The sequence below is a fragment of the Pseudomonas sp. SC11 genome (assembly GCF_047039205.1).
Taxonomy (GTDB): domain Bacteria; phylum Pseudomonadota; class Gammaproteobacteria; order Pseudomonadales; family Pseudomonadaceae; genus Aquipseudomonas; species Aquipseudomonas boreofloridensis.
The window spans coordinates 3,382,372-3,406,896 of record NZ_CP178183.1 but is presented as its reverse complement, the minus strand read 5'-3'; the positions used below and the strand labels follow the sequence as shown (position 1 = coordinate 3,406,896).

Here is a 24,525-nt window from a genome sequence, read left to right as displayed (position 1 = left end):
CAGTTCAGAGAGAAGACGCGTCGATCACCTGCAGCGCCATGTGCTCCAGCAGACGGTTCATGTGGATGAACTGGGCGAAGCGCTTGTCCTGGGTCTGGCCGTGGTGGAAACGGTAGTAGATCTGCTGGACGATGCCGGCGAGGCGGAACAGGCCATAGCAGTAGTAAAAGTCGAAATTGTCGATGCGAATGCCGGCGCGCTCGGCGTAGTAGTCGACGAATTGTCTGCGCGTGAGCATGCCGGGTGCATTGCTGGGCTGGCGGCGCATCAGTTGCACGGCGGCGGGATCGTCCGCTTCGATCCAGTAGGCCAGGCTGTTGCCCAGATCCATCAGCGGATCACCGAGGGTGGCCATCTCCCAGTCCAGTACGCCGATGATGTGCATGGGATTTTGTTCGTCGAGGATCACGTTGTCGAAGCGGTAGTCGTTGTGGATGATGCCTGGCCGTGGGTGGTCTTCAGGCATCTTCTCGCGTAGCCAGGCGACCACCGTTTCCCAGCGCGGGGCATCGGGGGTAAGGGCTTTTTCGTAGCGGCTCGCCCAGCCTTCGACCTGGCGTTGTGCATAGCCGTCGGGCTTGCCCAGGTCTGCCAGCCCGCAGTGGGTGTAGTCCACCTGGTGCAGTTCGACCAGGCGATCGATGAAACTCTTGCACAGGGCTTCGGTGCGACGGGCATCGAGGCCCAACTGGGGCGGCAGGTCCGAACGCAGGATGATGCCCTTGACCCGTTCCATCACATAGAACTCGCCGCCAATCAGCGATTCATCGGTGCAGTGCGCATAGGCTTTTGGGCAATAGGGGAAACCGGCGTGGAGCTGGTTGAGAATGCGGAACTCGCGGCCCATGTCATGCGCCGACTTGGCCTTTTGCCCGAACGGTGGCCGGCGCAGTACCAGCTCGCGCTGAGGATAGGCAATCAGGTAAGTCAGATTGGACGCGCCACCCGGAAACTGGCTGATGATCGGATGGCCGTCGAGGCCGGGCACATGCGCTTTGAGATACGGGTCGATGCGAGCGGCGTCGAGTTCTTCGCCGCGGCGTGCCTCGGTGGGCTGATCGGTGAGCGACATGCCTTTTCCTTATTCCGGTTGGCAAGGATGATTGGCTAATCTAATGGCCTGGCCGGTATGGGACAAGCGTGCCAGATGGCCTATCGACGCGGGTGTTGCCGGTCGATCACTGTCCCTGATAGACCCATGCGAAGGCGTGGGCGAAAAAAAACCGAAGCGGCTACAGCTTCGGTTCTTTTCGATCAGCGCGGCACGCCACTCAGGAGGGGAACAGCTCGCTCAACTTCATCGACAGCATCATGTCGCCTTCAACGCGCAGCTTGCCACCCATGAAAGCCTGCATGCCGTCGGTATCGCCGCTGACGATGCCTTTGAGTGTCTCGCTGTCCATTACCAAGGTGCAGTTGGCGTCCGGATTCTCACCTTCCTGCAGCGCGCAGGTGCCATCTTTGACGATCAGCGCGTAGTGCTTGTCTTCGTCGGTGATGTTGAAGCCGAACACCAGGTCCAGGCCGGCGGCCGCAGCTGGGTTGAACTTCTTTTGCATCGTCTTCACGGCATCGGCTACGGAGGTCATTGTGCATTCCTTATTGAGAGATAGTCAGGTCCGCATAGGGACGGGATGTACCGGGCTCTAACGGTAGGTGAGGAGCTCGGGTGTCTTCAGCAGCCGTACATGTGCCTGACTGTTGAAGGTGGCCAGGGTCACGTCGCTGCCACGGAACTTCAGGTGGCTCAGCGAGGTGTTGATGATCTGCCAGTTCAGCGCGAAGGCCTGGGCTGGCGGGATGCCGGTCAGCAGATGGAGCAGGGCGGCGATGGTGCCGCCAGAGGTGAAGATAGCGATGGAGTCGCCACTGCCGGCTGTGGCCAGTACGCGATCCAGAGCGCCTGCGACACGATCGAGGAAGTTGCCCCAGGTTTCCAGGCCGTCGTGCGCGTCGTGCTCGTCGTCGTGCCAGCGCTGGACCATCAGTGCGAACAGGCGCTGAAACTCGGATGGGTGCTGCGCAGCATTGCGCAGAACATGCAGCGCTTCAGGCTCGTTTGGCAGCAAGGCCGGGAGCAGGGCGCGGATCACACCCTCGGCATCGAATTCGTTGAATGCCGCGTCGTTCTCCAGAGCCGCGACCTGGCGTCCTGCGCCGGTCATTGCCTCCAGCGTCAGGCGTGCGGTGTCTTGCTGGCGGCGCAAGTTACCTGATAGGCAGCGGTCCAGATCCACACCGAGCAGGCCGAGGTGATCGCCCAGCGCCTGGCTCTGGCGGATGCCCACGGGCGAAAGGACGTCATAGTCGTCGGCACCGAAGGAGGCTTGGCCATGTCGGATCAGGTAGATGTCGCCCACTGCATTGTCCGGCTGGATGATGAAGTTGTTGCGAGGTTAGGGCGGCCTGTGGAGGCTGTCAATGGAAAAACATACAAGCGTTTGAAAAGGTTGTTTGAACTGTGTTGCCAGCATTTTCCCACGCTGGTAGCCGCCCAAGCGCACCGGTATGCTTGCAACAGTTTCGCGCCCTGGGGCGTAGGTTCATTAAGGAGTCACTGTGGAGTTTCTTGCCGAATACGCAAGCTTTCTCGCCAAAACGGCCACGCTGGTCATTGCCATCCTGGTCATTCTCTCGGGGATCGCCAATCTGCGCGGTAAAGGTCGGCGCAAACCGGGTGGGCAATTGCAGGTCACGCGCCTGAACACGTTCTACAAAGACTTGCGCGAGCGCTTGGAAGCGGGTCTGTTCGAAAAGGCTGAGCTCAAGGCGTTGCGCAAGCAGCAGGCCAAAGCTGAAAAACAGGTCAAGAAGGGCAAGGCCAAATCGCAGGAAAAAGGCCGTGTCTATGTGCTGGATTTCGATGGCGACATCAAGGCCTCGGCGACCGAGAGCCTGCGCAATGAAATTACTGCGTTACTCACCCTCGCCACGCCCCAGGACGAGGTCGTGTTGCGTCTTGAAAGCGGCGGTGGTCTGGTCCACAGCTACGGTCTCGCCGCTTCTCAATTGGCCCGCATCCGCCAGGCGGGCATCCCACTGACCGTCTGCATCGACAAGGTCGCTGCTAGCGGCGGTTACATGATGGCCTGTATCGGCGACAAGATCGTCAGCGCGCCCTTCGCTGTACTCGGCTCCATCGGCGTCGTCGCCCAACTCCCCAACGTCAACCGCTTGCTCAAGAAGCATGACATCGACTTCGAAGTCCTCACCGCCGGCGAGTACAAACGTACCCTGACGGTCTTCGGTGAAAACACCGAGAAGGGACGCGAAAAGTTTCAGGAGGACCTGGATGTCACCCATCAGTTGTTCAAGGACTTCGTCGCCCGTTACCGCCCCCAGTTGCACATCGATGAGGTGGCCACCGGCGAAGTGTGGCTGGGCGTTGCCGCACTGAATCGCAAGCTGGTGGATGAGTTGAGCACCAGCGATGAGTACCTGAGCACGCGCGCTCGGGAAGCCAATCTGTTCCACGTGCATTTTGCCGAGCGCAAGTCGCTGCAGGAGCGTATCGGTGTGGCGGCCAGCGGCGCTGTTGAGAAGGCGCTGATCGGTCTTTTGAGCAAGCTCGGCCGTCTGCGCTAACACCTTGAGCCCCTTGAAGATTTTTTTCATCCAAGGGGTTGCAAGGGGCAGGGAATGCCGACATAATGGCGTCCATCGAAACGCAGCTTGCTTGAAAAAGTTAAGCAGTTTCAAGGAGATAGCGAAAGCTGACTCCAGCTTTGAGGCCGAGTAGCAAAGTGGTTATGCTCCGGATTGCAAATCCGTCTACGCCGGTTCGATTCCGACCTCGGCCTCCACCATTCGAAAGCCCCGCACCCATTGAGGTTGCGGGGCTTTTTTAATGCCCACGGGTTGTGCATCCCCGTAGCATTTGGGACAAATTTGGGACAGCAAAGGAATTTGCGCGTCCCATCCGTCCCCGGCAAAATCCGGCTCATGGCTACTTATGAACAGCGCCCAGGCGGCGCATGGCGGGCGAAGATCCGCCGCAAAGGATTCCCTTCACTGTCTGCCACCTTCGACACCAAAGCCGAGGCCCAGCGCTGGGCAGCTGAGATCGAAGGCGATATGTCGCGGGCGCGCTTCGTCGATATGCGGGAAGCCGAGCGCACGACGTTGGCCGAGGCACTAGACCGCTACGCGCGGGAGATAACCTCATCGAAGAAGGGCGCGAAGCAGGAACTTACCCGCATCAACAAGTGGAAAAAGCACGCGCTGGCTGACAGGGTGCTTGCCGTGTTGAAGTCCAGTGACTTTGCGCTGTACAGGGATGGTGAGCTCAAGCAGGGGAAGTCTACGGCCACAGTTCGGCTTGACCTTGCGATCATTAGCCACCTGTTTACGGTGGCGATCAAGGACTGGGGCATTCAGGGGTTGAGCAACCCGGTGATGAAGCTGAGGATGCCCAAGGGGGCGAAAGAGAGAGATCGCAGGCCATCGAGTTTCGAGCTCGCTGCCGTGATAGAGAAGGCGGGAGAGATTCACGCCGAAATGCCCGCGATCATCCAGATTGCGGTAGAGACGGCTATGCGCCGCAGCGAACTGCTGGGCCTGCGCCGGGAAAATGTGAAGGGTAAGCACGCGCTGCTGGAAGACACCAAGAATGGCAGCCGTCGGCTGGTCCCGTTGTCATCCAAGGCGCGGGCGCTGCTCGACGGCCTGCCGGCGCGCATGGATGGCAAGGTGTTCTCCTTGGCGCCGCACTCGGTGAGTCAGTACTTCAACCGCGCCTGCAAGGCAGCCGCCGTGAAAGATCTGCACTTCCACGATCTTCGGCATGAGGGCACGTCGCGGCTGTTCGAGAAAGGCCTGTCGCTGATGGAGGTGGCGAGCATCACAGGGCACCGCACGCTGGCGATGCTCCGGCGATACACGCACCTATGCCCCGACTCACTGGCCGACAAGCTGGGCTAGCGAATCTTGGCGAGCGTCGGTGGGGCCTGGCGCTTCCGCCCTGGTCTGGCAGGCGCGTGCAGCCCCTGCTCAAACTCTTCTAAAAACTTGCGTACTGTCGCGACACGCCAACAGACGCGCTTACCTTGCTTGAAGAACGGCGGTAGCCAGTTGGCGCCGTCTTGGCGCGCGCTACGAATCGACGACTCCGTGCGCCCGAGCATCTTGGCAAGCTCGGGCACGTGGATTACTTCTTGTTCCATGTAACCCCCTCAAAAGATGAATCGGATGGCTGCGGTGGCGAGCGCTGTCAGTTTCAAAAAATCAACGCTCATGCCGTGGTCCCCTGCTTGATGATGAAGCCCGCCGCCTGGCGGATCTTGGAGCATTTATCGTGGCCACCTGGGCGAGTGCGAGACTTGCCGCACACGTCGCAGATGGCTGACATCGCAGGGCGAAGCAAGGGCTGCATGCCTTTGCTCGTCCTGACTTCGGGTTGGTAGGTGGCAGTGACGCTCATAGCGAGGCCCCCTCATCGGTACGGGAGACTGCGGACTTAGCCTTGCGTCGCTCATCGATCTGCATACAGACGAGTGCTCGCGCATAGGTGAACAATTGGTCTGCAGAAACAGGCTCGACGCGCTGCTCCCCGTTCTGCACAGCCTCCAGACGAGTGCGGTAGAGCCCGGCCGAGCCGAGCCAAGCGACGGCTTTGTGCTCGGCGTCTGACACGGGGCAGTCGTGGGCTTCAGGTCGCGGGCCTTGGTGGTCACGGCCGCACTTCCTGCAGTGATGCAGTCCACCGTCGTAGCCCTCGGATGTGTACCAGATGTGGCGATGGGTGCTCATGCTGCCTCCCTTTGCGCGACGCTGAGGCCGACGGCGATTGGCCTAACCCATATCGGCATACTGCTGAGGACGAAGGTTTCGCCCTGCGCGACCAGTAGCAACGTCGTCCCCATCACATCAGCCACCGCTTGGGCAGCAGCTGGTGGTACGGCATTGCCGATGCGCTCGCGCCACGCCTGATCGCTGAGACCGTCGAGTTCCAGTTGTTCCTCGGGGTCCACCAAGCTCTGCAGGGCGGCTAATTCGAGAGTGGTGAAAGGGCGGTGCCAGGTGCCGTCGAGTGATTCGATGACGCAGGCGAGTCGGACGTTAGGTTCCGGCATGCGCGGATCTGCAACGCTCCAGCGCCCATTGTCGTGCATGGCACTTGCGGAAACGGCTCCGGCCTGGCCATTCCAAGGCACCACGCCATAGTGGCCACCAGTGAGGTAGGCATCGCCCTTGCTGCGGCGCATGCCTGGGCGCGGATCTGCGATCGATAGTGCGCCGCTGGCCACCTGCTGTGATCCTGTGACGGTGCCGGCGGTTTGGGTCATTGCAACCACGTTGAGTTTTCGGCTCGATGCTCCTGGGTGCCAGTTGTGGTAGCGCGGATCCTGCACAGCAAAGGCGCCCTGGCCTGTAGTGCTGCCCGCGATGACAGTGCCCGCCGAGCTGGTGTAAGGGGTAACCTGGTACTTACCGAAACCGCTACCTGCGCGGCGTGGGTCTGCCACACTAAATGTGCCTTGGCCAGGGCTTTTAACGCCGATCACTGCCCCGCTTGTGTCCTGCCAGCGGCGCACGCCGTATTGCTGATACTGCAGGGCGCCGGCCTGTGCTCGAGGGTCTGCAACCGAGAATGCGCCATTCGTTGGATTGGACTTGCCTGCGACGGTGCCAACGGATCCTGACCAGTCATTGACGCCCAGGTACCCCGCATATGCTTGTGGGACGATCACGAAGTCGCGTAGGTATCCGTCCTTGATCGCGAGATCATTCAGGCTACGCCAGTCCTTGCCCGCCTCAACGAGTGCGAGTCGCACCCACGTCTTCCATTGAAGCGCCGGAACCCGGTGCATTGGGCCGGCAGCCTCAATGTCGCCGGCCAGTGGCATGCGCCCGAGGATGTCGCCAACTGCACGAAGCGATTTCTGCTCAGGCTCGTAAAGGAACGGTGGAACCTTCTCGACATGACGCCCGACCAGCAGGAAGCGTTTTCGGCTTTGCGCAAGGTTTCCGATGCGCCCGCAGTCGTGTGTGGTCTCGGCGACGGCGTAGCCAAAGCTTGAGAGAAGGCTGTTGATCTGGTCGAGCAGATGCCGGCCACGGCTGGCGAGGCGCGGAACGTTCTCGAACACCAGCAGCGGGACGGGATCGTCAGCCCATGCCTCGCAGAACAGCCAGATGCAGCGTAGGGTCAGCTCATTCAGGGCCTGGTACCGGGGCGTCTGGCTCATAGTCTCAGACAGCAAGCCACTTGCACCTTTGCAGGGTGAACTGATGAACACTGCGTCCGGCCGCTGTCCGCCAGCTGCTCGACGGATGTCTTCCGGGGTTGCCTCCCGCCAGTCCGGTGGCGGCTCTTTACCGTGGAAACGGATGTACTGTTCGCGCGTGAAGAGATCGATCAGCGTGCCTTTCACGCCGGAAAGTCGCTCGAAATCAGCCAGGCCGGCCGGATCCACGTCAACGCCGCCGAGGCACTGCCAATCAGCCTGCAGGTTGCCCACGATTGGCTTGGAGCGATTGAAGCCTTTAGCACCTCCGCCCAGGCCGCAGCACATATGGAAGTGTTTCAGGACATGCTTGCGCAGGGTCATGCTGCAGCTCCTGCGCTGGATGGAGTTTCGCGAAGATGTGCGTGCATGCGCTTGGCGAGGCGCGTCAGGTGTTCAATCTGGTTCCGAGCCTTCGATGCTTGCTGTCCTGCTTTCAGCGCGCTCAGGGTTCGTTCGGTGAGCCCCAGCGTTTCAGCCGTCGCTGTAAGCAAGTCGTAGTCGGCTTTGGTCACCGCGAGCCCGGTGTACGACATGATTCGTGCTTCAAGCTCGCTGATACTTGTCTTGAGCGCCGTGATGTTGGCTTGACGTGCGGCGAGCTGCTGCTCGCAGGCTTGCCGAGTCCGCTGCAGCTCGGTGCGCAGGTCATCACGGGCTTGTTTCGCTTCTTGCAGTTGAAGGGCCAGGGTCTGGTCGTGGAAGGCTTTGCCGGCTTCAAAGCCTCGGTTGTAGGCGAAGCGGCGTGTCTTGGCGATCAAGAAGGGGAGAATGATCAGTGTCACCATCCAGCCGATAGAGATGGCGAGTACATAATGATGTAGTTGCATGGAGTTCGCTCCAATTTGTCCGCCATCAGTGATGTGAGAGCTGATGGCGGGCGGATGCCCCCGGTGGCCGGGGCCGCCGAGTTATGCAGGTTGTATGTGCTGTTGATCGAGGTATTCAGCGAGGTCATGCAGGTAGATGACGTACTGCGCTCTCGTCGATCTGTGAAGCTTCTTGAGCTTCAGCTTGATCTCACCCTTGTGGATCAGCTCCCTGAATCTGCGATCTGTCTTGATGTGCGAGAAATACTGCTCGCGCACGGCTGTCAGCGTCGGACAGGGGGTTGTCCACTGGGCTCGCAATTGCTCCAGCGTGCTCGTCATGCCAGACCCTCTAGCCTCTCGTCGACGCGTCGGATCTGGCTACGCACTGTCTCGACCAACTCGTCCTGGCTGTACCCTTTGGTCAGGGCGCAGATGTCACCAAGCTGGTCCAGTACGATCACTCGGAACGGCCGCTCAGGATCGTTCGTTGGGCTGATGTAGGCCTCGCGGGTGTAGCCGATGACCGAGTTAACCGCCTCCAACGCTTCGCGCATTGCAATGGCTTCTGCTGACTGTCGGCCGGACTCGGTGCGGCCGTTGGCCAGATCCTGCAAGAAGTCTCTCAGCGCGTGATATTTCGAGGCGTCGCCCCTGAGCAGCGTGAGGGAGGCGGTGAGAGGGCCGAAGCTCGCTTTGATGTGATGGCTGCGCAGGTCGTTCTCGATTTCCAATTGGGCGTCGAAGATTCGCTCTGGTCGGAGCACCTGGCAAACGGCTTTACCACCAGCCTCAAGCGTGTGCTGGAGCAACATGACGCGGCGTAGCGGAACGGTGAACTCACTCATGCGACACCCCCTAATTGAGGGATCGCCTGAGCGTTTCCTTTCGGGGTTGCGATGATCTGAAGACCGGTGCGGAGTTGGAATGCTGCCAGCGACGAAGGGCGGCAGCAGGTCATGGGATGCAAGTAGATCTTGCAGGTCAGATTATCTTGTACGGATTTCACGTCTGAGCCTCATGTGAGAGAGAGGGTGCGGCTCAGACAATACTCAAGCGAATTGATATGGTCAATGCGTATTCGTATTGATTGTGTGGATTTTCAGAAGATTTCGACTTTGGACACGACGACGCCACAGATCATTGCATCATCTGGCAACTCAATAATAGGGTCTGGCCATGCCGGGTTTAGAGGCTTGAGAAACTGTCTCTGACCTTCGATGACTAGTTGCTTGAAAGTAGCTTCTTTGCTGCCTGGAAGCTTGGCGATGACTAGCGAGCCGTTCTCGTACTCTCTCGCGGGGTCCACGAAAATGATGTCCCCGTCCCTAAATGAGCGTCTCTCGTGGGGGTTGAACATTGATAGTCCACGCACTCTTAGCGCGAAGGTCGAGCTGCTATGAGAAACAGCGCAGGGCAGCCAGCCCTCAACGCTCGATAGCTCGATATCGTCCTGCATCTCGCACCAAGCGCCAGCTTGTACCCACGAAATCAGAGGTACAAAGCCCCTAACTCTCGGCCCAAGCTCGACGTTAGAGTTCGGCCCGGTTGGGACCGACGGTGTGTCACCGCCTTTCCAAAGCCATTCGGTCGTAACGCCCAATGCCTTGGCCAGCTTTTCAACGTTCGCTTGTCGCGGGCTTGCGGAAACTCCCGTCAGGATCCGGTGAATGGTTGGCTGAGGGACGCCAGACTTCCTACCTAATTCGCCTTCTGACCAGCTCAATTCCAGCATGCGTTGCGCAAGGCGTTTTCCTATCACGATCGGGACTCTGATTCGTTAACGTATTGGAATTGTATTGCGCCGGCCAATTCGATTGGGTATCCTCCGGCCAATTCGTTAACGCATTGGTGCGTGCAATGACTGTCCAAGAAATGCTTCGAGAACTGGTTGATTTGGGTTTTTCTCAGCGAGCAATAGCGGAACGCGTTGGAACGACGCAACCGACGATCTACAGGGCTACACAGGGGGCCTCGGTTCGCTATGAGCTAGGCAAAGCTATTGAGCTGTTCTGTAAGGAGCAGGTTTCAGATGGAGGTGAATTGGAAGAACGCTGAGCTAGGGCTCTCACCTCCCAGCTCAGCTATGACGGCTATCACCATCACTCTCGTCAACCGGTGCTCTCTCTCACAAGTTCAACCGGCTGACTGTTACCGCATGCAGTGGTCGCACAGCTCAGCGCGACGACTAACCCACAGCACGACGGTCGTGGTCCTAGGATAGGTCTTACCTTATCTCGTGGCTACACCGTTGAACGAGGATTAACGGTTATGAGCCGCATCGACAATTTGCCGGACACTGGTCCGGCTCTTTCATTACGCCACGCGCTTTGGCGCGCTGGCCGCGAGTACAAAGGTGGCATCACTTCCCTGGCATTCGACATGGGGATGGATCTGGATGCCCTGCAGAAGAAGCTCAAGCACGACGAAGAGAGGCGTTGGCTCAACCCCGACGAGCTTGAAGAGGTGTTGCAGTGGACCTGCGACAAGCGCGTGCTCGATGCGTTGGGTAGGGCAGCGGGAGTGGTCTGGTATCGCCCGGAACCGGTGCCTGCCACCAATCAGCAGCTCAAAGCGGTGGCCCACTTGCTGGAGGAATCTGCACAGTTCGTGCGCACCATGCACGAAGGGGCGGCGGATAACGTTTGGGAACCACATGAAGTCCTGACCTTGGAAGCGCGTGGTCTGGACGTCATTCGACAGGTGCTGGCCATTACGGCGGGAGCACGTCAGGCCATGGAGGATCAGTCCCATGGCTGACGCCGTCGACTTCGCCAATGACCACGTCGAGTACTTCTTACAGTTGTCGCTACAGCGCCTAGCCCGACTTCCCGTGCAACCCAGCGCCGAGCATTGCGAGGATTGCGGCGAGCCCATCCCCTCAGAGCGTCAGCAACTGGTGATTGGCTGCCAGACCTGCGTGAGTTGTCAGGAGCTGCGGGAGCGCCGCCGATGAGCGAGCGCCCAACTCCTACAACAGCTGATTGGGCGCGGCGTTACATCGATACTTTCGGTCTGGCCCTGGTCCCAATCGACCCAGGCGAAAAGGGGCCGAAGGGTAGCGGGTGGAATCAGCCAGGTGGCTACTTCACTGCATCGGATGACGCGGCAACCTTCTGGAGCACGCACCCGAGCCACAACCTGGGTGTTGTGCTCGGGCCTAGCCGTGTCTGCTCGTTGGACGTAGATGATGTGCAGTGCACGCGGCAGATCCTGCAGGAGCTGTTGGGCATGGACCTCGACTCGCTCGCCGACGCCTATCCGACGTCCGTGGGCAATCCTGCGCGCTTTCGCATCATGTTCAAGATGCCGGAAGGCGTCGATCTGTCCTGGCACCCGTTGACGTGGCCTAGCCAGGCGGACCCGGATGGCTCGATCCATAAAGCGCTGATGACCCAGGTCAAAGCGGCGCGGGACGCCAAGGACATCGACCGAGTAAATGCACTGAAGGTCGCCGCAGAGCCCTTCAAGAAAATCCCAGTGTTCGAGCTGCGCGCCGGCCTTGTGCAAGACGTGTTGCCGCCATCGATACATCCTGGCACCGGCCGCCCCTACACCTGGCGCACCCCGCCTGACCCGCAAGGCCTGCCCGAGCTACCTGCCAAACTGTTGGCGATCTGGCAGGACTGGGAGAACTTCAAACCCAAGGCCGAGAGCATCTGTCCATGGCAGCCAAAACCGAAGCTAGCGCCACGGCCTACTGCAGCCAAACCGCGACCTGCGCAGCCTCGCAGCGGACGTGATCTGCCAGACGTGATTCCACTGTTCAATCAGGCGCATGACATCGCCTCGCTGATTGAGGGCCATGGCTACGAGCGTCGTGGTGACAAGTGGCTGTGCCCGCAAAGCAGCAGCGGTATGGCGGGCGTGTCGATCAGTGAAGGCAAGCTCTATTCCCATCACAGTTCCGATCCCTTGGCCAATGGTCACAAGAACGACGCGTTCGACGTGTTCTGCATCCTTGTCCATGGTGGAGATCAGCGGGCCGCAATCAAAGCTGCTGCCGAGATCCTCGGCATCGATGCCAAGTCCCGCGCACCCGCGCCGCCTCCATTGGGCGAGCTTCCCCGCGCCCCATTGGTCAACGAGCAGGCCGATCAAGAACCGCCCCGAGCGGCGGACACAGAAGTTGCGCCTGACGCCGACCGTGAACCCGCCGAATCCAGCCCGGCCAGCTCCTCCGATGGCGAGGGGGGCGGGGGCGCGTTCAACTTGAAGGCGCTGCTACGTCGCTATGCGCTGATCGAAGGCACCACGCAGGTTTGGGACATTGACGCGGCAAAGAAGGTCAAGAAGGCCGGCTTCATTGCCCACATTGGTAAAGACGCGTTCAAAGAGTGGGAGGCGGTCACGGATCCATCTCGCAAGAAGCGCGTCAGCGAAGAGTGGGTGAAGGACAACGAACGCACTCAGGCGCTGGCCGGCAAGGCGTTGGGTGACTTCTCCATGCCGATGATGACGCGGTATGTCTACATCGATGGGACCAAGGACGTGTGGGACTACGCCAAGAAACGACGTGTTGCCGAGGGCGCGGTGAAGATGGCCTTGGGCGATGCCTACAGTCTGTGGTTGAACAACCCTGATCGGCGCGTCGTGGACATGAATCACATCGTCTTTGACCCCTGCATGAAGCACGACCCTCAGGTTTACATCAACACTTTTGAAGGGTTGCCGCTGGAGCCGGTTCGGAATGACGCCGCCTGCGAGAACCTGAGATGGCTGATTAATTTCTTGTGCAATGAAGATGAGGTATCAGCGCGCTGGCTGACGTGCTGGCTTGCGTACCCGCTCCAGCATTCCGGGGCCAAGATGGACACTGCGGTACTGATGCACTCGACGATGGAGGGCTCGGGTAAGAGCCTGCTGTTCTCGGTCGTGATGGGGCAGCTCTATGGCATCTATTCGGCGACAGTTGGCCAGACGCAGTTAGAGGGGAACTTCAACGCCTGGCAAAGTGGCAAGCTGTGGGCGGTGTTCGAGGAAGTTGTCAGCCGCGATCAGCGTTACAACCAAGTCGGCAAGATCAAGCAGTTGATCACAGGCCAGACGATTCGGATCGAAAGTAAGTTCGTCAACGGCTGGGAAGAGTCCAGCCATATGAACGCGGTGTTTTTGTCGAACGAGATCATGCCCTGGCCGATCGGAGAGGCTGACCGGCGATTCTTGGTGATGTGGCCCGAACACAAGCTGCCGCCTGAGAGGCAGTTGGCGATCAAACAGGAGCTGCTAAACGGCGGTGTCGAGGCGCTGTATGGTTGGTTGCTCGCCCAGGAACTGGGTGACTTCGACCCGCAGACCAAACCGCCCAGTACGCCCGCGCGCGAGCGCCTCGTTGCATTGAGCAGGGCTAGTTGGCAGACCTTCGTGCATCTGTGGCGCACCGCTCAGCTCGGCAATGGGCTGTGGGGTGCGTGCCTTTCGTCCGACCTGTATTCGTTGTTTCTGGAGTGGTGCCAACGGTTCAAGGAACACTCGATGAGCCAGACGAAATTCAGCTTGTTCATCGAGACGGTGGGTGTGGAGAAAACGCGGGCTATCCCCTGGACGGAGGGAAACACTAGGCGGTTCAGCGCCTGGTTCTTCCCAAAGGATGATCAAGCCTTCCTGCCACCATCCATGAAGAGTGCCGAGCTGGGTGCCCATGTCCTAGCCTGGCGAAGCAAGGCAAAACTTGCGGGTTGGAATGTTGACGGCTGGGACCACGTCAAGGGGGCTGCTGCATGACTACGCCAACAAGTGTGTCGGGTGTGTCGGGTGTGTTGGGTGTGTTGGGTGTGTGTCGGGTCGGCTGCTCAACCTTACACAGCGCTAAGCCGCGTATCTCAAGGGCTGCGGGACACCTGTGTAAGGTGTGTAAGGTTCGCGCGCACGCGCGTGCGCGTCAGAAAAACTTTCTCACCATTCGCATTGCTGCGGCTTCCTTTTTTCCTTACGCGAGGACGAAAAAACCTTACCAACCTTACACACCTTACACACATGCCTTTAAGGCATTGATTTTGTTCATATCCCGCTGTGTAGGGTCTGTGTTGGGTTGGTTGGAAATGTGTAGGGTTGCCATCGGAGGGCGCTGGCAATGATGAAGGACATTGACTCTCTGATGCGGCACTGGGCTGAGCAGCGGCGCCGGGGGCCATCCGGCTTGGGCAGCCAGATGGGTAGCATCATGGAATGGAAGGGACTTGCCCCTCGCACGGGCGCATCGGGCTCTCGGATCCTGATTGCAGGAGCAGGGATGGACCATGCGGCCGCTGAGATTGACGCGGCAGTGGCCGAGCTTGATCGGCGTGATGCTCGGGGTCGCGTGTTAGCCAGGCTTGCCCTGTTTCGCTACGTTCATGAGGCGACCATTCGCGAGCAAATGAGAGAGGTGGGACTGGAAGAACATGCTCAGCGAACCTACTGGAACTGGGTCACCGCCTTGCATCTGCAGGTGGCCAGAATCTTGGTGAACCGTGTGGGGCCTAATCGAGCTAATACCGTTCGTCGGGTTGGAATGCGCCGAGTGTGTTCCGAACCTGCGCCGAAGTAGCGCCGAGTTGGCTAACCGAAAATTGCCTCTTTTCGGTTTTGCAGTTGACCGGTAAAAAGTCCCCACGATATGACAGCTGCGCTCAGGCGCTTCCCAATTACCGAACTGCACCCCGAGAACCCTGCCAACTGGCGGGGTTTTCTATTTCCGGCGTCTGGAGGCGTGATGGATATTCTACTGAGGGTCAAGACAAGCGAACTGCTTTGGTCAAGGAGCCCCGAATGACAAACGAACAACAGGCGTTAGTCGAGATGCCGATCTGGATGGTGATCGTGCTGTCCCTGGTCGGTGGTGTGTCGGGCGAGATGTGGCGGGCAGACCGGGCGGGTGCACGCGGCTGGGGGTTGGTGCGGCGCATCGCGTTGCGCTCTGGCGCATGCGTTGTGTGCGGGATGGCGACCATCATGCTGTTGTACTCGATGGGCGTTTCGATTTGGGCGGCGGCGGCGTTTGGCTGCCTCACGGCAACGGCAGGGGCTGACGTCGCCATCGGCCTGTACGAGCGCTGGGCGGCGAAGCGGCTGGGCGTCGAGGCGGCGCCGCCCGGCAGCGGCGGGGCAGCCCAGTGACTTGGCCGGTGCCGGGGCCCCATTTTGGGTCCTCCCCCCGGCCCGCCCCCTACACGGGTGCGCAGACTCGCGATTTCTCTGCAGCTGTAATTTCCGCAGGGATGTCCGTCTTTTCAAGGACTTAGCGATGGGCAAGACAGTCAGCAAGCTTGAACTGAGCGAGATCGTCGGGCGAGACGAGCGCACTTTGAGCCGGTGGCAAAACGCAGGAATGCCAGTAATCGAGTTCGGTGTGGGTCGTGGCAACGAAAACCAATACGACACCCAGGCGGTGGTCGAGTGGCTCATGCAGCAGGCCGCGCTCAACGGTAAGAAAGAGTCTGCGCGAGACAAACTTGACAGGGTGCGTGGCTACCGCGAGGAACTGGCGTTAGCCAAGGACTTAGGCGAGGTTGTGATTGAGGCGGAAATGGTGCAGCGATTCGAGGGCGTCATCACAACCGCCAAGATCGAACTGCTGAATATCCTGCCCGATGAGTTGGCCGCCACCCTGTCCGCGCAGTACGGCATCGAAGTCGATGACCAACTGATCCGCGAGCCCATTGAAGCAATACTGAGGAGGTTGTCCGCGTATGGTGAGGACGACGATCCCGAGTGGGATCTTGACGAGCCGGACGATGAGGAGGGCTCTTAAGAAAACAGCGAGTAAAGGTGTTCGCCGGGCGTGTCGCAAATGGGCGCCGCCACCACGCATGACCATCATCGAGTGGGCCGACAAGTATCGCTACCTTTCGACAGAGGAGGCAGACCGGGCGGGCAAGTATCGATTCGATGTAACGCCTCACCTGGTGTGGCCAGGTGGCCCGCTGGAGGCTTTGGACGATCCGAATATCCATGAGATTGTTGGTCGGAAGTCGGCGCAGGTAGCATGGACGTCTGGGGTGCTGGGCAACGCCATCGGCAAGTGGATTGATCTAGACCCATCACCGATTCTGATCTTGTTTCCCAAGGCCGAGGCAGCCAAGCAGTACGTGGCTGAAAAGCTGGAGCCGATGATCGGGGCCACCAAGCGGCTGCGTAAGAAGGTTGATCTGCGAAGCCGCAAGCTACAGCAGCGCCAAGACTTCAAGCGCTTCCCTGGTGGGTTCTTGAAAATGGTCGGCTCCAACAGCCCGGCCAGTGTGAAGTCCACGCCCGTTCCTCGCGTGGCTATTGAAGAGCCTGACGACTGCAACCTCAACCTGCGGGGGCAGGGGGACAGTATCAAGCTGGCCAAGGAGCGATTGAAGACCTTCAGGCGCTCCAAGATCATCATCGGCGGCACGCCTACGATCAAAGGACTGTCGGCCATCGATGCAGAGCTTGAACTGTCCGATAAGCGAGTCGGCCTGGTTCCCTGCCACGGCTGCGGCCAGTCGCATGCGTTGAGCTTTGACCATCTTCACTGCGACGAGGATCAGCACTACTTCCACGAGGTGTATGGCAAGCGGCGTCCTGAAACGGCGCACTATGCCTGCCCACACTGCGGCGAGATTTGGGACGATCGACAAAAGAACGCCAACCTCGCCGACCCTCGCTGTCGCTGGGAGGCTACCGCCGAGTTCCGTGGGATCGCCGGGTACATCCTCAATGAGTTGTATGCCACGTTCCATGGCTCCCGTTTTGAAGTGTTGATGGAGAAAAAACTGCAGGCTGAACACGCTGCGCGCCAAGGCAACATCGGGCCGATGATTGCCTTTACCAACAGCTCCATGGGCGAAAGCTACGAGTACAAGAGCGATGCGCCCAAGACCGACGAACTCGAAAAGCGAGCCGAGCCATACGCTGAACTGACGGCGCCGAAAGGAGTGCTGCTGGTGACGGTCGGTGTTGACGTGCAGGGTGATCGACTTGCCGTGATTTTCATCGGCTGGGGGAGGGGCGAGGAATCGTGGCGTCTCTACTGGGGTGAGCTCCCCGGAAATCCGATCGATCCTCACGATCCGGTCTGGACCGAACTGGACAAGATGATCGCCACGGCCATTCCCACGGAGAGCGGCGCACAGATCGCGGTATCGGCGGTCAGCATTGACAGTTCGGACGGCAACACCAGCGATGCGGTGTACACCTATGTGCGAGATCGTCAGCGCTTCAACATCATGGCCATCAAAGGTGCGTCGATCGACAGCCGAGATCGGGAGATCTTCACCAAGCCGGCGCAGTCTGCCGATACCAGCCAAGACAACACCAAGGCCGCGAAGTATGGCCTTCGGGTTTTCATCGTCGGAACTCACAAGGCCAAGACCTTGATCGATGGCCGAATGAAGCTCAAAGGCGCCGGCCCTGGACGCATGCACTGGTACAGCGAGATTCGCGCTGACTACTACGAGCAGGTCACTAACGAAGTGCTGGCTCCACATCCACGCACCCCCAGCAAGATGGTCTGGCAGAAGAAGGCCGGACGCCGCAACGAAGCGCTGGACTGCGAGGTGTACGCCTTGCATGCCGCTCGCAGCCTCAAGACGCACCTGCTGCGGGACCATGAGTGGGATCAGCTGGAGCAGCAACTGCTGCAGCCCACCCTCTTCACTACTGAACAGGCGGTGGCGCCGGTTCCTCGCCGAGCTGTCACGCGCGGTCGGGGTACGCGGAGCCGCGTCCAATAACCGAGGTCATCATGACTGATGCACAACAACGCCTTGACGAGGTCCGGGCGGCGATCTCGCGCGTCCTCAAGAATGGCCAGCGCATGCGTCGGCAAGATCGTGAGGTCCAGCTGGCTGAGCTGAACAGCCTGCGTCTTCTGGAAAAGCAATACGCCCAGGAGGTCGCGCAAGAGAAGGCAGCACTGCAGGGCCGAAGCCGCAACCGCATTTCCTACGTGGGGCTGTAACCATGTGGCCCTTCAAGAAACGGGAGTCGGCTGCCGAGCAGTTGATGGCCGAGGCCATCCGGGTCGCCCGAGCGTCGGTTGACCATCAACCGATATCGGCTCAGGGAGGTGGTGGTGGCGTCGAAACCCGCTGGCGCGGCGCTTCGCGCGTATTGCGCAGCGTTGCCAGTTGGCTGCCTGGGCTTGGCAGCCCTCGCCGGGACTTCAATCAGGGTGAGCGGCGGATGCTGCTGGCGCGGTCGCGCGATGCAATGCGCAATCATCTGGTGGCCCGCGCAGCGATCACCCGACTGCGTACCAATGTGGTGGGCACCGGCCTGGTCTGTAGGGCTCAAGTGGATCATGAGGCGCTCAGCATCACTGAAGAGCAGGCCGAGCAGTTAAACAGCCAGCTCGACCGTCTCTGGTCGCTGTATGCCGATGATCCACGTGAGTGCGATGCGGAAGCGACGCTCAATCACTACCAACTCCAGGCGCTTGTCTTGGTGTCGTCGCTGGTGGCGGGCGATGTGTTCGTCGCCAGTCCTGACCAAGAGCGGCCCGGCTGCCTGTTCAGTACCCGGCTGCAACTGATCGAGTCGGACCGCGTTGGCAACCCCAACAACGGAATGGATCGGGTTGATCAAGTAGAGGGCGTCGAGTTCGATGGATTGGGTGCGCCCATCGCCTACCACGTGTGCACTGGATACCCCGGTGAGCACTTGATGGGCAAGACCTTGCAGTGGGAGCGCCTGCCGGTGTTTGGCGCTGAAACTGGCCGTCGCCGGGTGCTGCATGTGATGGCGGATAAAGAGCGGCCTGGGCAGAAGCGCGGTGCGCCCTACCTGTCGCCGGTGCTGGAGCCGCTGCAGAAGCTGGAGCGCTACAGCAGCGCAGAGCTGATGGCTGCGGTGATCTCAGCGATGTTCACCGTGTTCATCAAAAAGGGTGACAACTTCAACACCTCCAACCTACCCATGTCAGCGCTCTCCGAGGAGCAGCAAGGTGGAGACGACACTTCCGACGGTGCTATCGCGCTGGGGGAGGGGGCAATCGTTGACCTTGGGCCTGGCGAAGAACCCATGGTGGCCAATCCTGGCCGACCCAATGCCCAGTTCGATCCGTTCTTCACAGCGGTCGTGAAGGAGATCGGTGCTGCTCTTGAGCTACCGCTTGAAGAGCTGCTGTTGCACTACAGCAGCAGCTACAGCGCGGCCCGCGCTGCCATGCTTCAGGCCTGGCGCTTTTACAGCCTGCGGCGCTGGTGGCTGGCGTGTGATTTTTGCCAGCCGAGCCGCGAACTGATCATCGACGAAGCCGTTGCCAGGGGACTTATCGATCTCCCTGGATACGCCGATCCCGGCAGACGCAAAGCCTACTGCCAGGCACTTTGGATCGGCCCTGCGCGAGGGGCAATCGATGAGCTCAAGGAAGCCAATGCCGCTGGCAAGCGCATCGAGATCGGCGTGAGTAACGAAACGCTCGAGACGGCCGCCATGACCGGAGAGCCCTGGCAGCAGGTGATTCGTCAGCGCACACGCGAAGTCACGTATCGGCGGGAGCACAACATTCAGGCATTGCCCAAAGGTGGCCTGGAGAACCCGCCCGATCCCAAACCCGAAGAGGAATAGCAATGTCTCGAGCACTCGAGCTGGCTGCTTCGCAGCCCTGGCTGATGCTGCCTGACGCCTTGGATAACCTGCTGACGATCTCTGACCGCATGGGTGATCCGGCAGCGCTGGCAACCAAGCGTGGCGAGCGGCTGGAAGAAACGCGGCGAGTGACCATGCGCGGGAACGTCGCTGTGGTCCCTGTTATCGGGCCGATTTTCCGCTACGCCAACCTGTTTACCGAGATCAGCGGCGCTACCAGCACCCAAGTGTTGGCCACGGACCTGCAGCGCGCGCTGGACGACCCCAAGGTCAAGTCCATCGTGCTCAACATCGACAGCCCTGGTGGCGTGGCCTCCGGCATCAACGAACTGGCCGAGATGATCTATGCCGGCCGATCGCGTAAGCGAATAGTCGCCTACATCGGGGGCATCGGAGCCAGCGCCGCCTATTGGATCGCTTCGGCAGCGGGCGAGATCGTCATCGATGAGGCCAGTCTGGCCGGCAGCATCGGTGTAGTGGTCGAGGCCGTTGTCGAGGACGACAAGAAGGCAGGCCGAGCCCGTTACCAGATCGTGAGCCGCAACGCACCGAACAAGCGGCCCGACCTGGGCACCGAGGAAGGCCGCGCCAAGCTGGGCGAAACCATCGACGCCATGGCCGAGGTCTTCGTGAGCAAGGTTGCCCGCAACCTCGGGGTGGCTGCTGAGAAGGTGCCCGAGATGGGCGATCACGGCGGCATCCGCGTGGGTGCAGACGCCGTCAAGCACGGCCTGGCCCATCGCACGGGTTCGCTGGAAACCCTGATTACCGAACTGGCCAAACCGGCCATCAACTCCCCGAGGATACACAACATGACCACCGTCAAGACCACGGCTGAACTGCGTACCGCCATCGCGGCCGGTACCGATCCAAACACCATCGAGATCGCCCCGGCCGAGGCGGTCGACACTGCTGCGATCCGTACCGAGGGCGCCCTGGCCGAGCGTGACCGTATAAAGGGGATCAATGCCCTGTCGGTCAAGGGTTTCGAGAAGGAGATCGACGCCGCCATCGATGATGGCAGCTCGGTGGAGGCTACTGCCCTGACGTTGTTCAAAGCCTCGCAGGACCGTGGCATTTCGCTGGCCGGTATCAAGAGTGATGCCCAAGGCGTCACGGGTGCCGCTGCACCTGCAGGCGGCAAAGAAGGTGAGCGCAAAAGTGTTGTCAGCGCAATCGTGGCAGGCGCTTCGCGCCGTTAATTAGGAGGTTCCCGTGCCAAACCCTGTAACCAGTTCCTACCAGCCCATCGAGCTTTCGGCGGGTGACTTCCCCATCGTCATGGATACCGCAGTGATTGCTGCCGGCCAGAAGCTGGCCCGTGGCGCGGTGCTTGGCCAGATCAAGGCCAGCCATGAATGTCTGCTCAGCAAGGCAGTCGCTGAAGACGGCTCGCAAGTCCCGATGGCGATTCTGGATCAGGACGTCGACACCACCGACGGCCCCAAGAGCGTCCCTGTGCGCCTGACCGGCCAAGTGCTGGGCAAACACCTCATCCTCGGCGAAGGCTGGACCTTGGCTGCCGTGAAGGCGGCGCTGCGTCCTCTCTGCCTCTTCATTCGATAACGGAGCTCCAATGGATATCTTTGACACCCTGACCATGATGGAAGCCATCGAGCAGATGCCAACGCCGCGTCGCTTCCTGATGGACACCTTCTTCAACGGCGCCATGCCTGAGACCTTTGGCACCGAAACGGTGACCATCGACATCATCAAAGGGCAGCGCAAAATGGCGCCGTTCGTTCACCCTACCTTGCCTGGCAGCGTTTCGCAGCGCACCGGTATGGCGTCCTCTACCTACAAACCGCCATACATTCAGCCCAAGCGTGTCACGAGCGCGGGGCTGATCCTCAAGCGTGGTGCAGGGGAGAGCCCATTTTCGACTCGAACTCCGCTGGAGCGCGCCGCTGAGCGTCTCGGGCGGGATCTGGTCGACCTCGATAGCGAGATCACGCGGCGCGAGGAATGGATGTGCGCCCAGGCGCTGACTACTGGGCGCCTTCGCGTTATCGGCGAAGGGGTGGACGACACCATCGATTTCCGCATGGAGGACACCCACAAGGTCACGTTGGCAGCGGGTCGCTGGAATACCTCCGACTCCGATCCGATCGCCAACCTTCGCCAGTGGCGGCGCCTGGTCGCCAAGGATTCGGGGCGCTCTGCAAACATCGCGGTGCTGAGTGCGGAAGCGCAGGACGCCTTCCACAGCAACGAGTCGGTGCTCAAGCAACTGAACAATCGTCGCGTCGACCTGGGTCTGATCAAGCCGGAGTTGCTGCCGGATGGGGTCACTTACCTCGGTTACCTCAACGATCCCGGTATTGACCTGTACGCCTACGACGAGTGGTATCTGGACGACGAAGGCGGTGAGAAGCCCTTGGTGCCGTCAGGCGGCTTGATCCTCGGTTCTTCCGGGACTCGCAACGCGATGCTGTATGCGGCCATTCAGGACATGGAGGCCATTGAAAGCGGCTTGGTCGAAGCGGCGCGTTTCCCTAAAAGCTGGGTCACCCAAGAGCCGAGCCAGCGCTGGCTGAAGGTTCAGTCGGCGCCGCTGGCGGGGATGCTGGAGCCCAATGCTTTCCTGTTCGCCAAGGTGGTGTGATATGGCCAAGGTCGAATACGTAGTTGTCAGCGGTTGTATCCAAAACGGTAGCCAGGTGGTACGTGAGGGCGATGTATTCGTCCCCCCTTCAATCGCGCTGCGTGATGCGTTACTCGCAGAGGGGGTGATCGCGGCACGCGGCAAGTTGGAGCAGGGCGGACGCAGCCCCCGCCGGCAAAGTGGCGCTGGCGGGCCAGTGCCGAACCCTGAAGGCGGATCTGGAGAAGGGGACGGTGATGGCGACCCTGACGAGGATCCTGACGAGGGTGACTGACCATGACGTTTCGTGAGTCGGTTGCTGACATGGACGTCGCGCTGCTGGACGAATTGGGTGATGAAGTCGCCATCGAGGGTTTTGTCGACCTGGTCAAGGGCTTCCTGTCCGTGCCCTGGCAGCAGCCCAAAATCGGCACTTTGAATACTGGCCTACGGCAACCGACCTTCTCAGTCAGGGTCGCCGAAGCGAGCGGTATCAAGGAGGGGCTGCACCTGGTGTGCGACTTACCCCCTGCTGACGGCGGCGGTCGTTACATCATCGTCAAGCGAGAGCCGGACGGGACAGGCTGGATCAACTTTGCGTTACGGGAGGTGCGGTGATGGTCGATAGCTACCACAAGCTGTCGGCCAGCACCGGATTGATCACCCTGCAGATCGATCCCAGCCAGATCGAAGCCTTTAAGGACTTCGCCGCCCTGGTGCCGAAGGCCGCAGCGGCTGCCCAGCGCCGTGCGCTGAACAAGAGTCTGCGCTGGCTACAGACGCACATCGCTCGCGCGGTAGGTCGGGAACAGCGGATTGCTATCGCTGCAGTGCGGCAACGCTTGCGGGCCTACCCGATCAACAGCAACGGGCAGGGCAAGCTCTGGTTCGGCATCAACGCGATCGAGGCCAGCCGGGCAGGGAGAGCCCGGCAGACCCAGTCGGGCGTGTCAGTCGCTGGGCGCCGTTATGCGGGGGCCTTCTTCAAAAAGGTCTACGGCAACAAGCCCGACATCTGGATCCGCACAGCGAGTAAGCACTTCAAGGCCAGCGACTACCCCGATACCGAAGCCTCGGGCGGGGGTGGCGTGAGCTCCGGCTGGATCGCCGAGAACGATAGCCGCTTCCCGCTGGCCAAGGCCAAGATCTCGCTTGAAGGCGTGCGGCCGCACTTCGAGGCCTGGACCAGTCGGGCGCACGAGCGGCTGCTGGAAGTGCTGGAGCAGGAGCTGAACTTTGAACTGCAGAAATATCTGAGGAAATCAGGCAATGGATGATTCACCGATTCCCCTTGCCGAGCTGTACGCGGCGATGGAGGCTCAGATCAGCGCTGCGATCCCAGGGCTGGCACTGGTGTCGGCGATGCCCGATCCGATGCAGTCACTGGCTTTGCCTGCGGTTGTCATCGAGCTGGCCGGCTGGGAGCCAGGCCCGGATCCTGGCACTGGCGAAACCGGCATTGAGGCCCGCTTCGAGGCGCGTGTGATCGTCGGCAGTGAAGTCGAAGATGCGCTGAAGGTTGCCGCCTTTGCCGGCGCGCAGCTGACGGTGCTGCTGCGTATGCAGACGTGGGGCCTTGCCATCGAGAATGCTGTCTTCGTGAGGGCCGAGCAGGACTGGACTCGCCCGGAGCTCGACGGCTATGCCGTATGGGTCGTCGAGTGGACACAGGTGATTTACCTGGGCGTTGAAGAATGGCCCTGGCCGAATCAACCGGCCAGCACGCTGCTGTGGGGCTTTGCTCCGCAAGTCGGCCCTGGCCATGAAGGTGATTACACACCTGCAGGTGAGCTGACATGAGCTATGTGTCAGCGCAACACGACCGGATGCTGGCCGGCCTGCTGATCCCTTGCCGCGTTGTGGCGGTGGACCTGGCTGCAGCCATGGTGCGCGTTTCCGATGGCGATGACTGGACCAGTGCTTGGGTGCGCTGGCATGCCGTCGCGGCCGGCAAGGCCCGCCACTGGCGCGCGCCGAGCCTGGGCGAGCAGGGCGTGCTGGTGAGTCCTAGCGGCGAGCCGGCGCAGGGTACATTCGTGCCAGGCCTGTATGGCAATGCGGGCGGTCCCCCGGATAACCGCGATCACGTCGAGGTCTGGCGATTCGATGATGGGGGCTCGCTGGTATACGACTGGCAGGCGAAGTCCTACACCATCACGCTGCCCAGCGGCACCGCGACGGTGAAGGTCGGGGGTAGCGAGGTGGTGGTGACCGACGACGCGATCACGGCCACGGCCGGTGCCGTAACGATCACCGGGCCGGTGGTCATCAACGGCACACTGCAGGTCACTGGGGACATTCTTGGCGGCGCTCGAATCATCGACACAGCCGGGAACACACCGAATCACAAACACTGACAGCCCGC

General features: G+C 60.5%; 28 protein-coding genes and 1 tRNA gene. 19 read left to right on the top strand and 10 right to left on the bottom strand.

Going from position 1 to position 24,525, the window contains the following annotated elements; all coding sequences use genetic code 11:
- Positions 1-4: 4 nt before the first annotated feature.
- The 3 genes from ACK2SD_RS15155 to ACK2SD_RS15145 form a co-directional block, all read right to left on the bottom strand.
- Positions 5-1,072 (bottom strand): phosphotransferase family protein, encoded by a 1,068-nt coding sequence (locus ACK2SD_RS15155; RefSeq protein WP_412460210.1) that lies wholly within the window; start codon positions 1,070-1,072, stop codon positions 5-7.
- Positions 1,073-1,271: 199 nt separating this feature from the next.
- On the bottom strand, positions 1,272-1,589 hold the full coding sequence (locus tag ACK2SD_RS15150; RefSeq protein ID WP_412460209.1) for an SCP2 sterol-binding domain-containing protein: 318 nt from the start codon (positions 1,587-1,589) through the stop codon (positions 1,272-1,274).
- 57 nt (positions 1,590-1,646) lie between these two features.
- The gene (locus tag ACK2SD_RS15145; RefSeq protein WP_412460208.1) at positions 1,647-2,360 is read right to left on the bottom strand and encodes a histidine phosphatase family protein; all 714 of its coding nucleotides are present in this window, start codon (positions 2,358-2,360) and stop codon (positions 1,647-1,649) included.
- 199 nt (positions 2,361-2,559) lie between these two features.
- On the opposite strand from ACK2SD_RS15145, the gene sohB reads away from it, so the two are divergent.
- The 3 genes from sohB to ACK2SD_RS15130 all read left to right on the top strand — a co-directional run bounded on the left by sohB (position 2,560) and on the right by ACK2SD_RS15130 (position 4,920).
- Complete coding sequence (sohB, locus tag ACK2SD_RS15140) at positions 2,560-3,585, top strand: protease SohB (RefSeq protein ID WP_412460207.1); 1,026 nt, start codon at positions 2,560-2,562, stop codon at positions 3,583-3,585.
- Between the two features lie 144 nt (positions 3,586-3,729).
- A tRNA-Cys gene (locus tag ACK2SD_RS15135) sits at positions 3,730-3,803 on the top strand.
- 139 nt (positions 3,804-3,942) lie between these two features.
- A complete protein-coding gene (locus ACK2SD_RS15130; RefSeq protein ID WP_412460206.1) occupies positions 3,943-4,920 on the top strand; it encodes a tyrosine-type recombinase/integrase in 978 nt (325 codons plus the stop codon).
- On the opposite strand, the gene ACK2SD_RS15125 is transcribed toward ACK2SD_RS15130, so the two are convergent.
- From ACK2SD_RS15125 to ACK2SD_RS15095, 7 genes are all read right to left on the bottom strand, one after another.
- A complete protein-coding gene (locus ACK2SD_RS15125; RefSeq protein WP_412460205.1) occupies positions 4,917-5,162 on the bottom strand; it encodes a hypothetical protein in 246 nt (81 codons plus the stop codon). The genes ACK2SD_RS15130 and ACK2SD_RS15125 overlap by 4 nt on opposite strands.
- A 253-nt stretch (positions 5,163-5,415) precedes the next feature.
- Entirely contained in the window at positions 5,416-5,748 is a 333-nt protein-coding gene (locus ACK2SD_RS15120) for a hypothetical protein (protein WP_412460204.1), read from the bottom strand.
- The gene (locus ACK2SD_RS15115) at positions 5,745-7,550 is read right to left on the bottom strand and encodes a DNA cytosine methyltransferase (RefSeq protein ID WP_412460203.1); all 1,806 of its coding nucleotides are present in this window, start codon (positions 7,548-7,550) and stop codon (positions 5,745-5,747) included. The genes ACK2SD_RS15120 and ACK2SD_RS15115 overlap by 4 nt, the downstream gene beginning before the upstream one ends.
- Positions 7,547-8,056, bottom strand: a complete 510-nt coding sequence (locus ACK2SD_RS15110; RefSeq protein WP_412460202.1) for a hypothetical protein — start codon at positions 8,054-8,056, stop codon at positions 7,547-7,549. The genes ACK2SD_RS15115 and ACK2SD_RS15110 overlap by 4 nt, the downstream gene beginning before the upstream one ends.
- Before the next feature lie 81 nt (positions 8,057-8,137).
- A complete protein-coding gene (locus tag ACK2SD_RS15105) occupies positions 8,138-8,377 on the bottom strand; it encodes a pyocin activator PrtN family protein (RefSeq protein ID WP_412460201.1) in 240 nt (79 codons plus the stop codon).
- Positions 8,374-8,883: a hypothetical protein gene (locus ACK2SD_RS15100; protein ID WP_304482723.1), complete on the bottom strand. Its 510-nt coding sequence runs from the start codon at positions 8,881-8,883 to the stop codon at positions 8,374-8,376. The genes ACK2SD_RS15105 and ACK2SD_RS15100 overlap by 4 nt, the downstream gene beginning before the upstream one ends.
- A gap of 254 nt (positions 8,884-9,137) precedes the next feature.
- Positions 9,138-9,770, bottom strand: a complete 633-nt coding sequence (locus tag ACK2SD_RS15095) for a LexA family protein (RefSeq protein WP_412460200.1) — start codon at positions 9,768-9,770, stop codon at positions 9,138-9,140.
- A 536-nt stretch (positions 9,771-10,306) separates the two neighbouring features.
- Between ACK2SD_RS15095 and ACK2SD_RS15090 the strand changes: the two genes are divergently transcribed.
- The 16 genes from ACK2SD_RS15090 to ACK2SD_RS15015 all read left to right on the top strand — a co-directional run bounded on the left by ACK2SD_RS15090 (position 10,307) and on the right by ACK2SD_RS15015 (position 24,517).
- Positions 10,307-10,795, top strand: coding sequence for a phage regulatory CII family protein (locus tag ACK2SD_RS15090; protein WP_116888603.1), 489 nt, complete (start codon positions 10,307-10,309; stop codon positions 10,793-10,795).
- A complete protein-coding gene (locus ACK2SD_RS15085) occupies positions 10,788-10,991 on the top strand; it encodes a TraR/DksA C4-type zinc finger protein (RefSeq protein WP_116888602.1) in 204 nt (67 codons plus the stop codon). The genes ACK2SD_RS15090 and ACK2SD_RS15085 overlap by 8 nt, the downstream gene beginning before the upstream one ends.
- Positions 10,988-13,759 (top strand): bifunctional DNA primase/polymerase, encoded by a 2,772-nt coding sequence (locus tag ACK2SD_RS15080; protein ID WP_412460199.1) that lies wholly within the window; start codon positions 10,988-10,990, stop codon positions 13,757-13,759. The genes ACK2SD_RS15085 and ACK2SD_RS15080 overlap by 4 nt, the downstream gene beginning before the upstream one ends.
- A 1,026-nt stretch (positions 13,760-14,785) precedes the next feature.
- Positions 14,786-15,133, top strand: a complete 348-nt coding sequence (locus ACK2SD_RS15075; protein WP_412460198.1) for a phage holin family protein — start codon at positions 14,786-14,788, stop codon at positions 15,131-15,133.
- A gap of 127 nt (positions 15,134-15,260) precedes the next feature.
- Positions 15,261-15,767 (top strand): terminase small subunit, encoded by a 507-nt coding sequence (locus ACK2SD_RS15070; protein WP_412460197.1) that lies wholly within the window; start codon positions 15,261-15,263, stop codon positions 15,765-15,767.
- A gap of 58 nt (positions 15,768-15,825) precedes the next feature.
- Positions 15,826-17,718 (top strand): phage terminase large subunit family protein, encoded by a 1,893-nt coding sequence (locus ACK2SD_RS15065; protein WP_304482719.1) that lies wholly within the window; start codon positions 15,826-15,828, stop codon positions 17,716-17,718.
- Between the two features lie 11 nt (positions 17,719-17,729).
- Positions 17,730-17,945 carry a hypothetical protein gene (locus ACK2SD_RS15060; protein ID WP_412460196.1) on the top strand — a complete coding sequence of 72 codons (216 nt, stop codon included), beginning with the start codon at positions 17,730-17,732 and terminating at the stop codon, positions 17,943-17,945.
- Positions 17,946-17,947: 2 nt separating this feature from the next.
- Positions 17,948-19,555 (top strand): phage portal protein, encoded by a 1,608-nt coding sequence (locus ACK2SD_RS15055; RefSeq protein WP_412460195.1) that lies wholly within the window; start codon positions 17,948-17,950, stop codon positions 19,553-19,555.
- 2 nt (positions 19,556-19,557) lie between these two features.
- Positions 19,558-20,778 carry a S49 family peptidase gene (locus ACK2SD_RS15050; RefSeq protein WP_412460194.1) on the top strand — a complete coding sequence of 407 codons (1,221 nt, stop codon included), beginning with the start codon at positions 19,558-19,560 and terminating at the stop codon, positions 20,776-20,778.
- A 13-nt stretch (positions 20,779-20,791) separates the two neighbouring features.
- Positions 20,792-21,142, top strand: a complete 351-nt coding sequence (locus ACK2SD_RS15045) for a head decoration protein (protein WP_412460193.1) — start codon at positions 20,792-20,794, stop codon at positions 21,140-21,142.
- Between the two features lie 10 nt (positions 21,143-21,152).
- Positions 21,153-22,181: a major capsid protein gene (locus tag ACK2SD_RS15040; RefSeq protein ID WP_412460192.1), complete on the top strand. Its 1,029-nt coding sequence runs from the start codon at positions 21,153-21,155 to the stop codon at positions 22,179-22,181.
- 1 nt (position 22,182) lies between these two features.
- Entirely contained in the window at positions 22,183-22,455 is a 273-nt protein-coding gene (locus tag ACK2SD_RS15035; protein WP_412460191.1) for a hypothetical protein, read from the top strand.
- 2 nt (positions 22,456-22,457) lie between these two features.
- Positions 22,458-22,778 carry a hypothetical protein gene (locus ACK2SD_RS15030; protein ID WP_304482712.1) on the top strand — a complete coding sequence of 107 codons (321 nt, stop codon included), beginning with the start codon at positions 22,458-22,460 and terminating at the stop codon, positions 22,776-22,778.
- Positions 22,775-23,437, top strand: coding sequence for a hypothetical protein (locus ACK2SD_RS15025; protein WP_412460190.1), 663 nt, complete (start codon positions 22,775-22,777; stop codon positions 23,435-23,437). The genes ACK2SD_RS15030 and ACK2SD_RS15025 overlap by 4 nt, the downstream gene beginning before the upstream one ends.
- On the top strand, positions 23,430-23,960 hold the full coding sequence (locus tag ACK2SD_RS15020) for a hypothetical protein (protein ID WP_412460189.1): 531 nt from the start codon (positions 23,430-23,432) through the stop codon (positions 23,958-23,960). The genes ACK2SD_RS15025 and ACK2SD_RS15020 overlap by 8 nt, the downstream gene beginning before the upstream one ends.
- On the top strand, positions 23,957-24,517 hold the full coding sequence (locus ACK2SD_RS15015; RefSeq protein ID WP_412460188.1) for a phage baseplate assembly protein V: 561 nt from the start codon (positions 23,957-23,959) through the stop codon (positions 24,515-24,517). The genes ACK2SD_RS15020 and ACK2SD_RS15015 overlap by 4 nt, the downstream gene beginning before the upstream one ends.
- The last annotated feature ends 8 nt before the right edge of the window (positions 24,518-24,525 follow it).

Bases quoted from the DNA above. Each gene is read 5' to 3' on its own strand.
- ACK2SD_RS15080 (WP_412460199.1), top strand. From the start codon at position 10,988: ATGAGCGAGCGCCCAACTCCTACAACAGCTGATTGGGCGCGGCGTTAC.
- ACK2SD_RS15100 (WP_304482723.1), bottom strand. From the start codon at position 8,883: ATGAGTGAGTTCACCGTTCCGCTACGCCGCGTCATGTTGCTCCAGCAC.
- ACK2SD_RS15040 (WP_412460192.1), top strand. From the start codon at position 21,153: ATGGATATCTTTGACACCCTGACCATGATGGAAGCCATCGAGCAGATG.
- ACK2SD_RS15090 (WP_116888603.1), top strand. From the start codon at position 10,307: ATGAGCCGCATCGACAATTTGCCGGACACTGGTCCGGCTCTTTCATTA.
- ACK2SD_RS15095 (WP_412460200.1), bottom strand. From the start codon at position 9,770: ATGCTGGAATTGAGCTGGTCAGAAGGCGAATTAGGTAGGAAGTCTGGC.
- ACK2SD_RS15130 (WP_412460206.1), top strand. From the start codon at position 3,943: ATGGCTACTTATGAACAGCGCCCAGGCGGCGCATGGCGGGCGAAGATC.
- ACK2SD_RS15050 (WP_412460194.1), top strand. From the start codon at position 19,558: ATGTCTCGAGCACTCGAGCTGGCTGCTTCGCAGCCCTGGCTGATGCTG.
- ACK2SD_RS15110 (WP_412460202.1), bottom strand. From the start codon at position 8,056: ATGCAACTACATCATTATGTACTCGCCATCTCTATCGGCTGGATGGTG.
- ACK2SD_RS15065 (WP_304482719.1), top strand. From the start codon at position 15,826: ATGACCATCATCGAGTGGGCCGACAAGTATCGCTACCTTTCGACAGAG.
- ACK2SD_RS15150 (WP_412460209.1), bottom strand. From the start codon at position 1,589: ATGACCTCCGTAGCCGATGCCGTGAAGACGATGCAAAAGAAGTTCAAC.
- ACK2SD_RS15020 (WP_412460189.1), top strand. From the start codon at position 23,430: ATGGATGATTCACCGATTCCCCTTGCCGAGCTGTACGCGGCGATGGAG.
- ACK2SD_RS15120 (WP_412460204.1), bottom strand. From the start codon at position 5,748: ATGAGCACCCATCGCCACATCTGGTACACATCCGAGGGCTACGACGGT.
- ACK2SD_RS15075 (WP_412460198.1), top strand. From the start codon at position 14,786: ATGACAAACGAACAACAGGCGTTAGTCGAGATGCCGATCTGGATGGTG.
- ACK2SD_RS15035 (WP_412460191.1), top strand. From the start codon at position 22,183: ATGGCCAAGGTCGAATACGTAGTTGTCAGCGGTTGTATCCAAAACGGT.
- ACK2SD_RS15060 (WP_412460196.1), top strand. From the start codon at position 17,730: ATGACTGATGCACAACAACGCCTTGACGAGGTCCGGGCGGCGATCTCG.
- ACK2SD_RS15125 (WP_412460205.1), bottom strand. From the start codon at position 5,162: ATGGAACAAGAAGTAATCCACGTGCCCGAGCTTGCCAAGATGCTCGGG.
- ACK2SD_RS15015 (WP_412460188.1), top strand. From the start codon at position 23,957: ATGAGCTATGTGTCAGCGCAACACGACCGGATGCTGGCCGGCCTGCTG.
- ACK2SD_RS15030 (WP_304482712.1), top strand. From the start codon at position 22,458: ATGACGTTTCGTGAGTCGGTTGCTGACATGGACGTCGCGCTGCTGGAC.
- ACK2SD_RS15115 (WP_412460203.1), bottom strand. From the start codon at position 7,550: ATGACCCTGCGCAAGCATGTCCTGAAACACTTCCATATGTGCTGCGGC.
- ACK2SD_RS15105 (WP_412460201.1), bottom strand. From the start codon at position 8,377: ATGACGAGCACGCTGGAGCAATTGCGAGCCCAGTGGACAACCCCCTGT.
- ACK2SD_RS15155 (WP_412460210.1), bottom strand. From the start codon at position 1,072: ATGTCGCTCACCGATCAGCCCACCGAGGCACGCCGCGGCGAAGAACTC.
- ACK2SD_RS15070 (WP_412460197.1), top strand. From the start codon at position 15,261: ATGGGCAAGACAGTCAGCAAGCTTGAACTGAGCGAGATCGTCGGGCGA.
- ACK2SD_RS15085 (WP_116888602.1), top strand. From the start codon at position 10,788: ATGGCTGACGCCGTCGACTTCGCCAATGACCACGTCGAGTACTTCTTA.
- ACK2SD_RS15055 (WP_412460195.1), top strand. From the start codon at position 17,948: ATGTGGCCCTTCAAGAAACGGGAGTCGGCTGCCGAGCAGTTGATGGCC.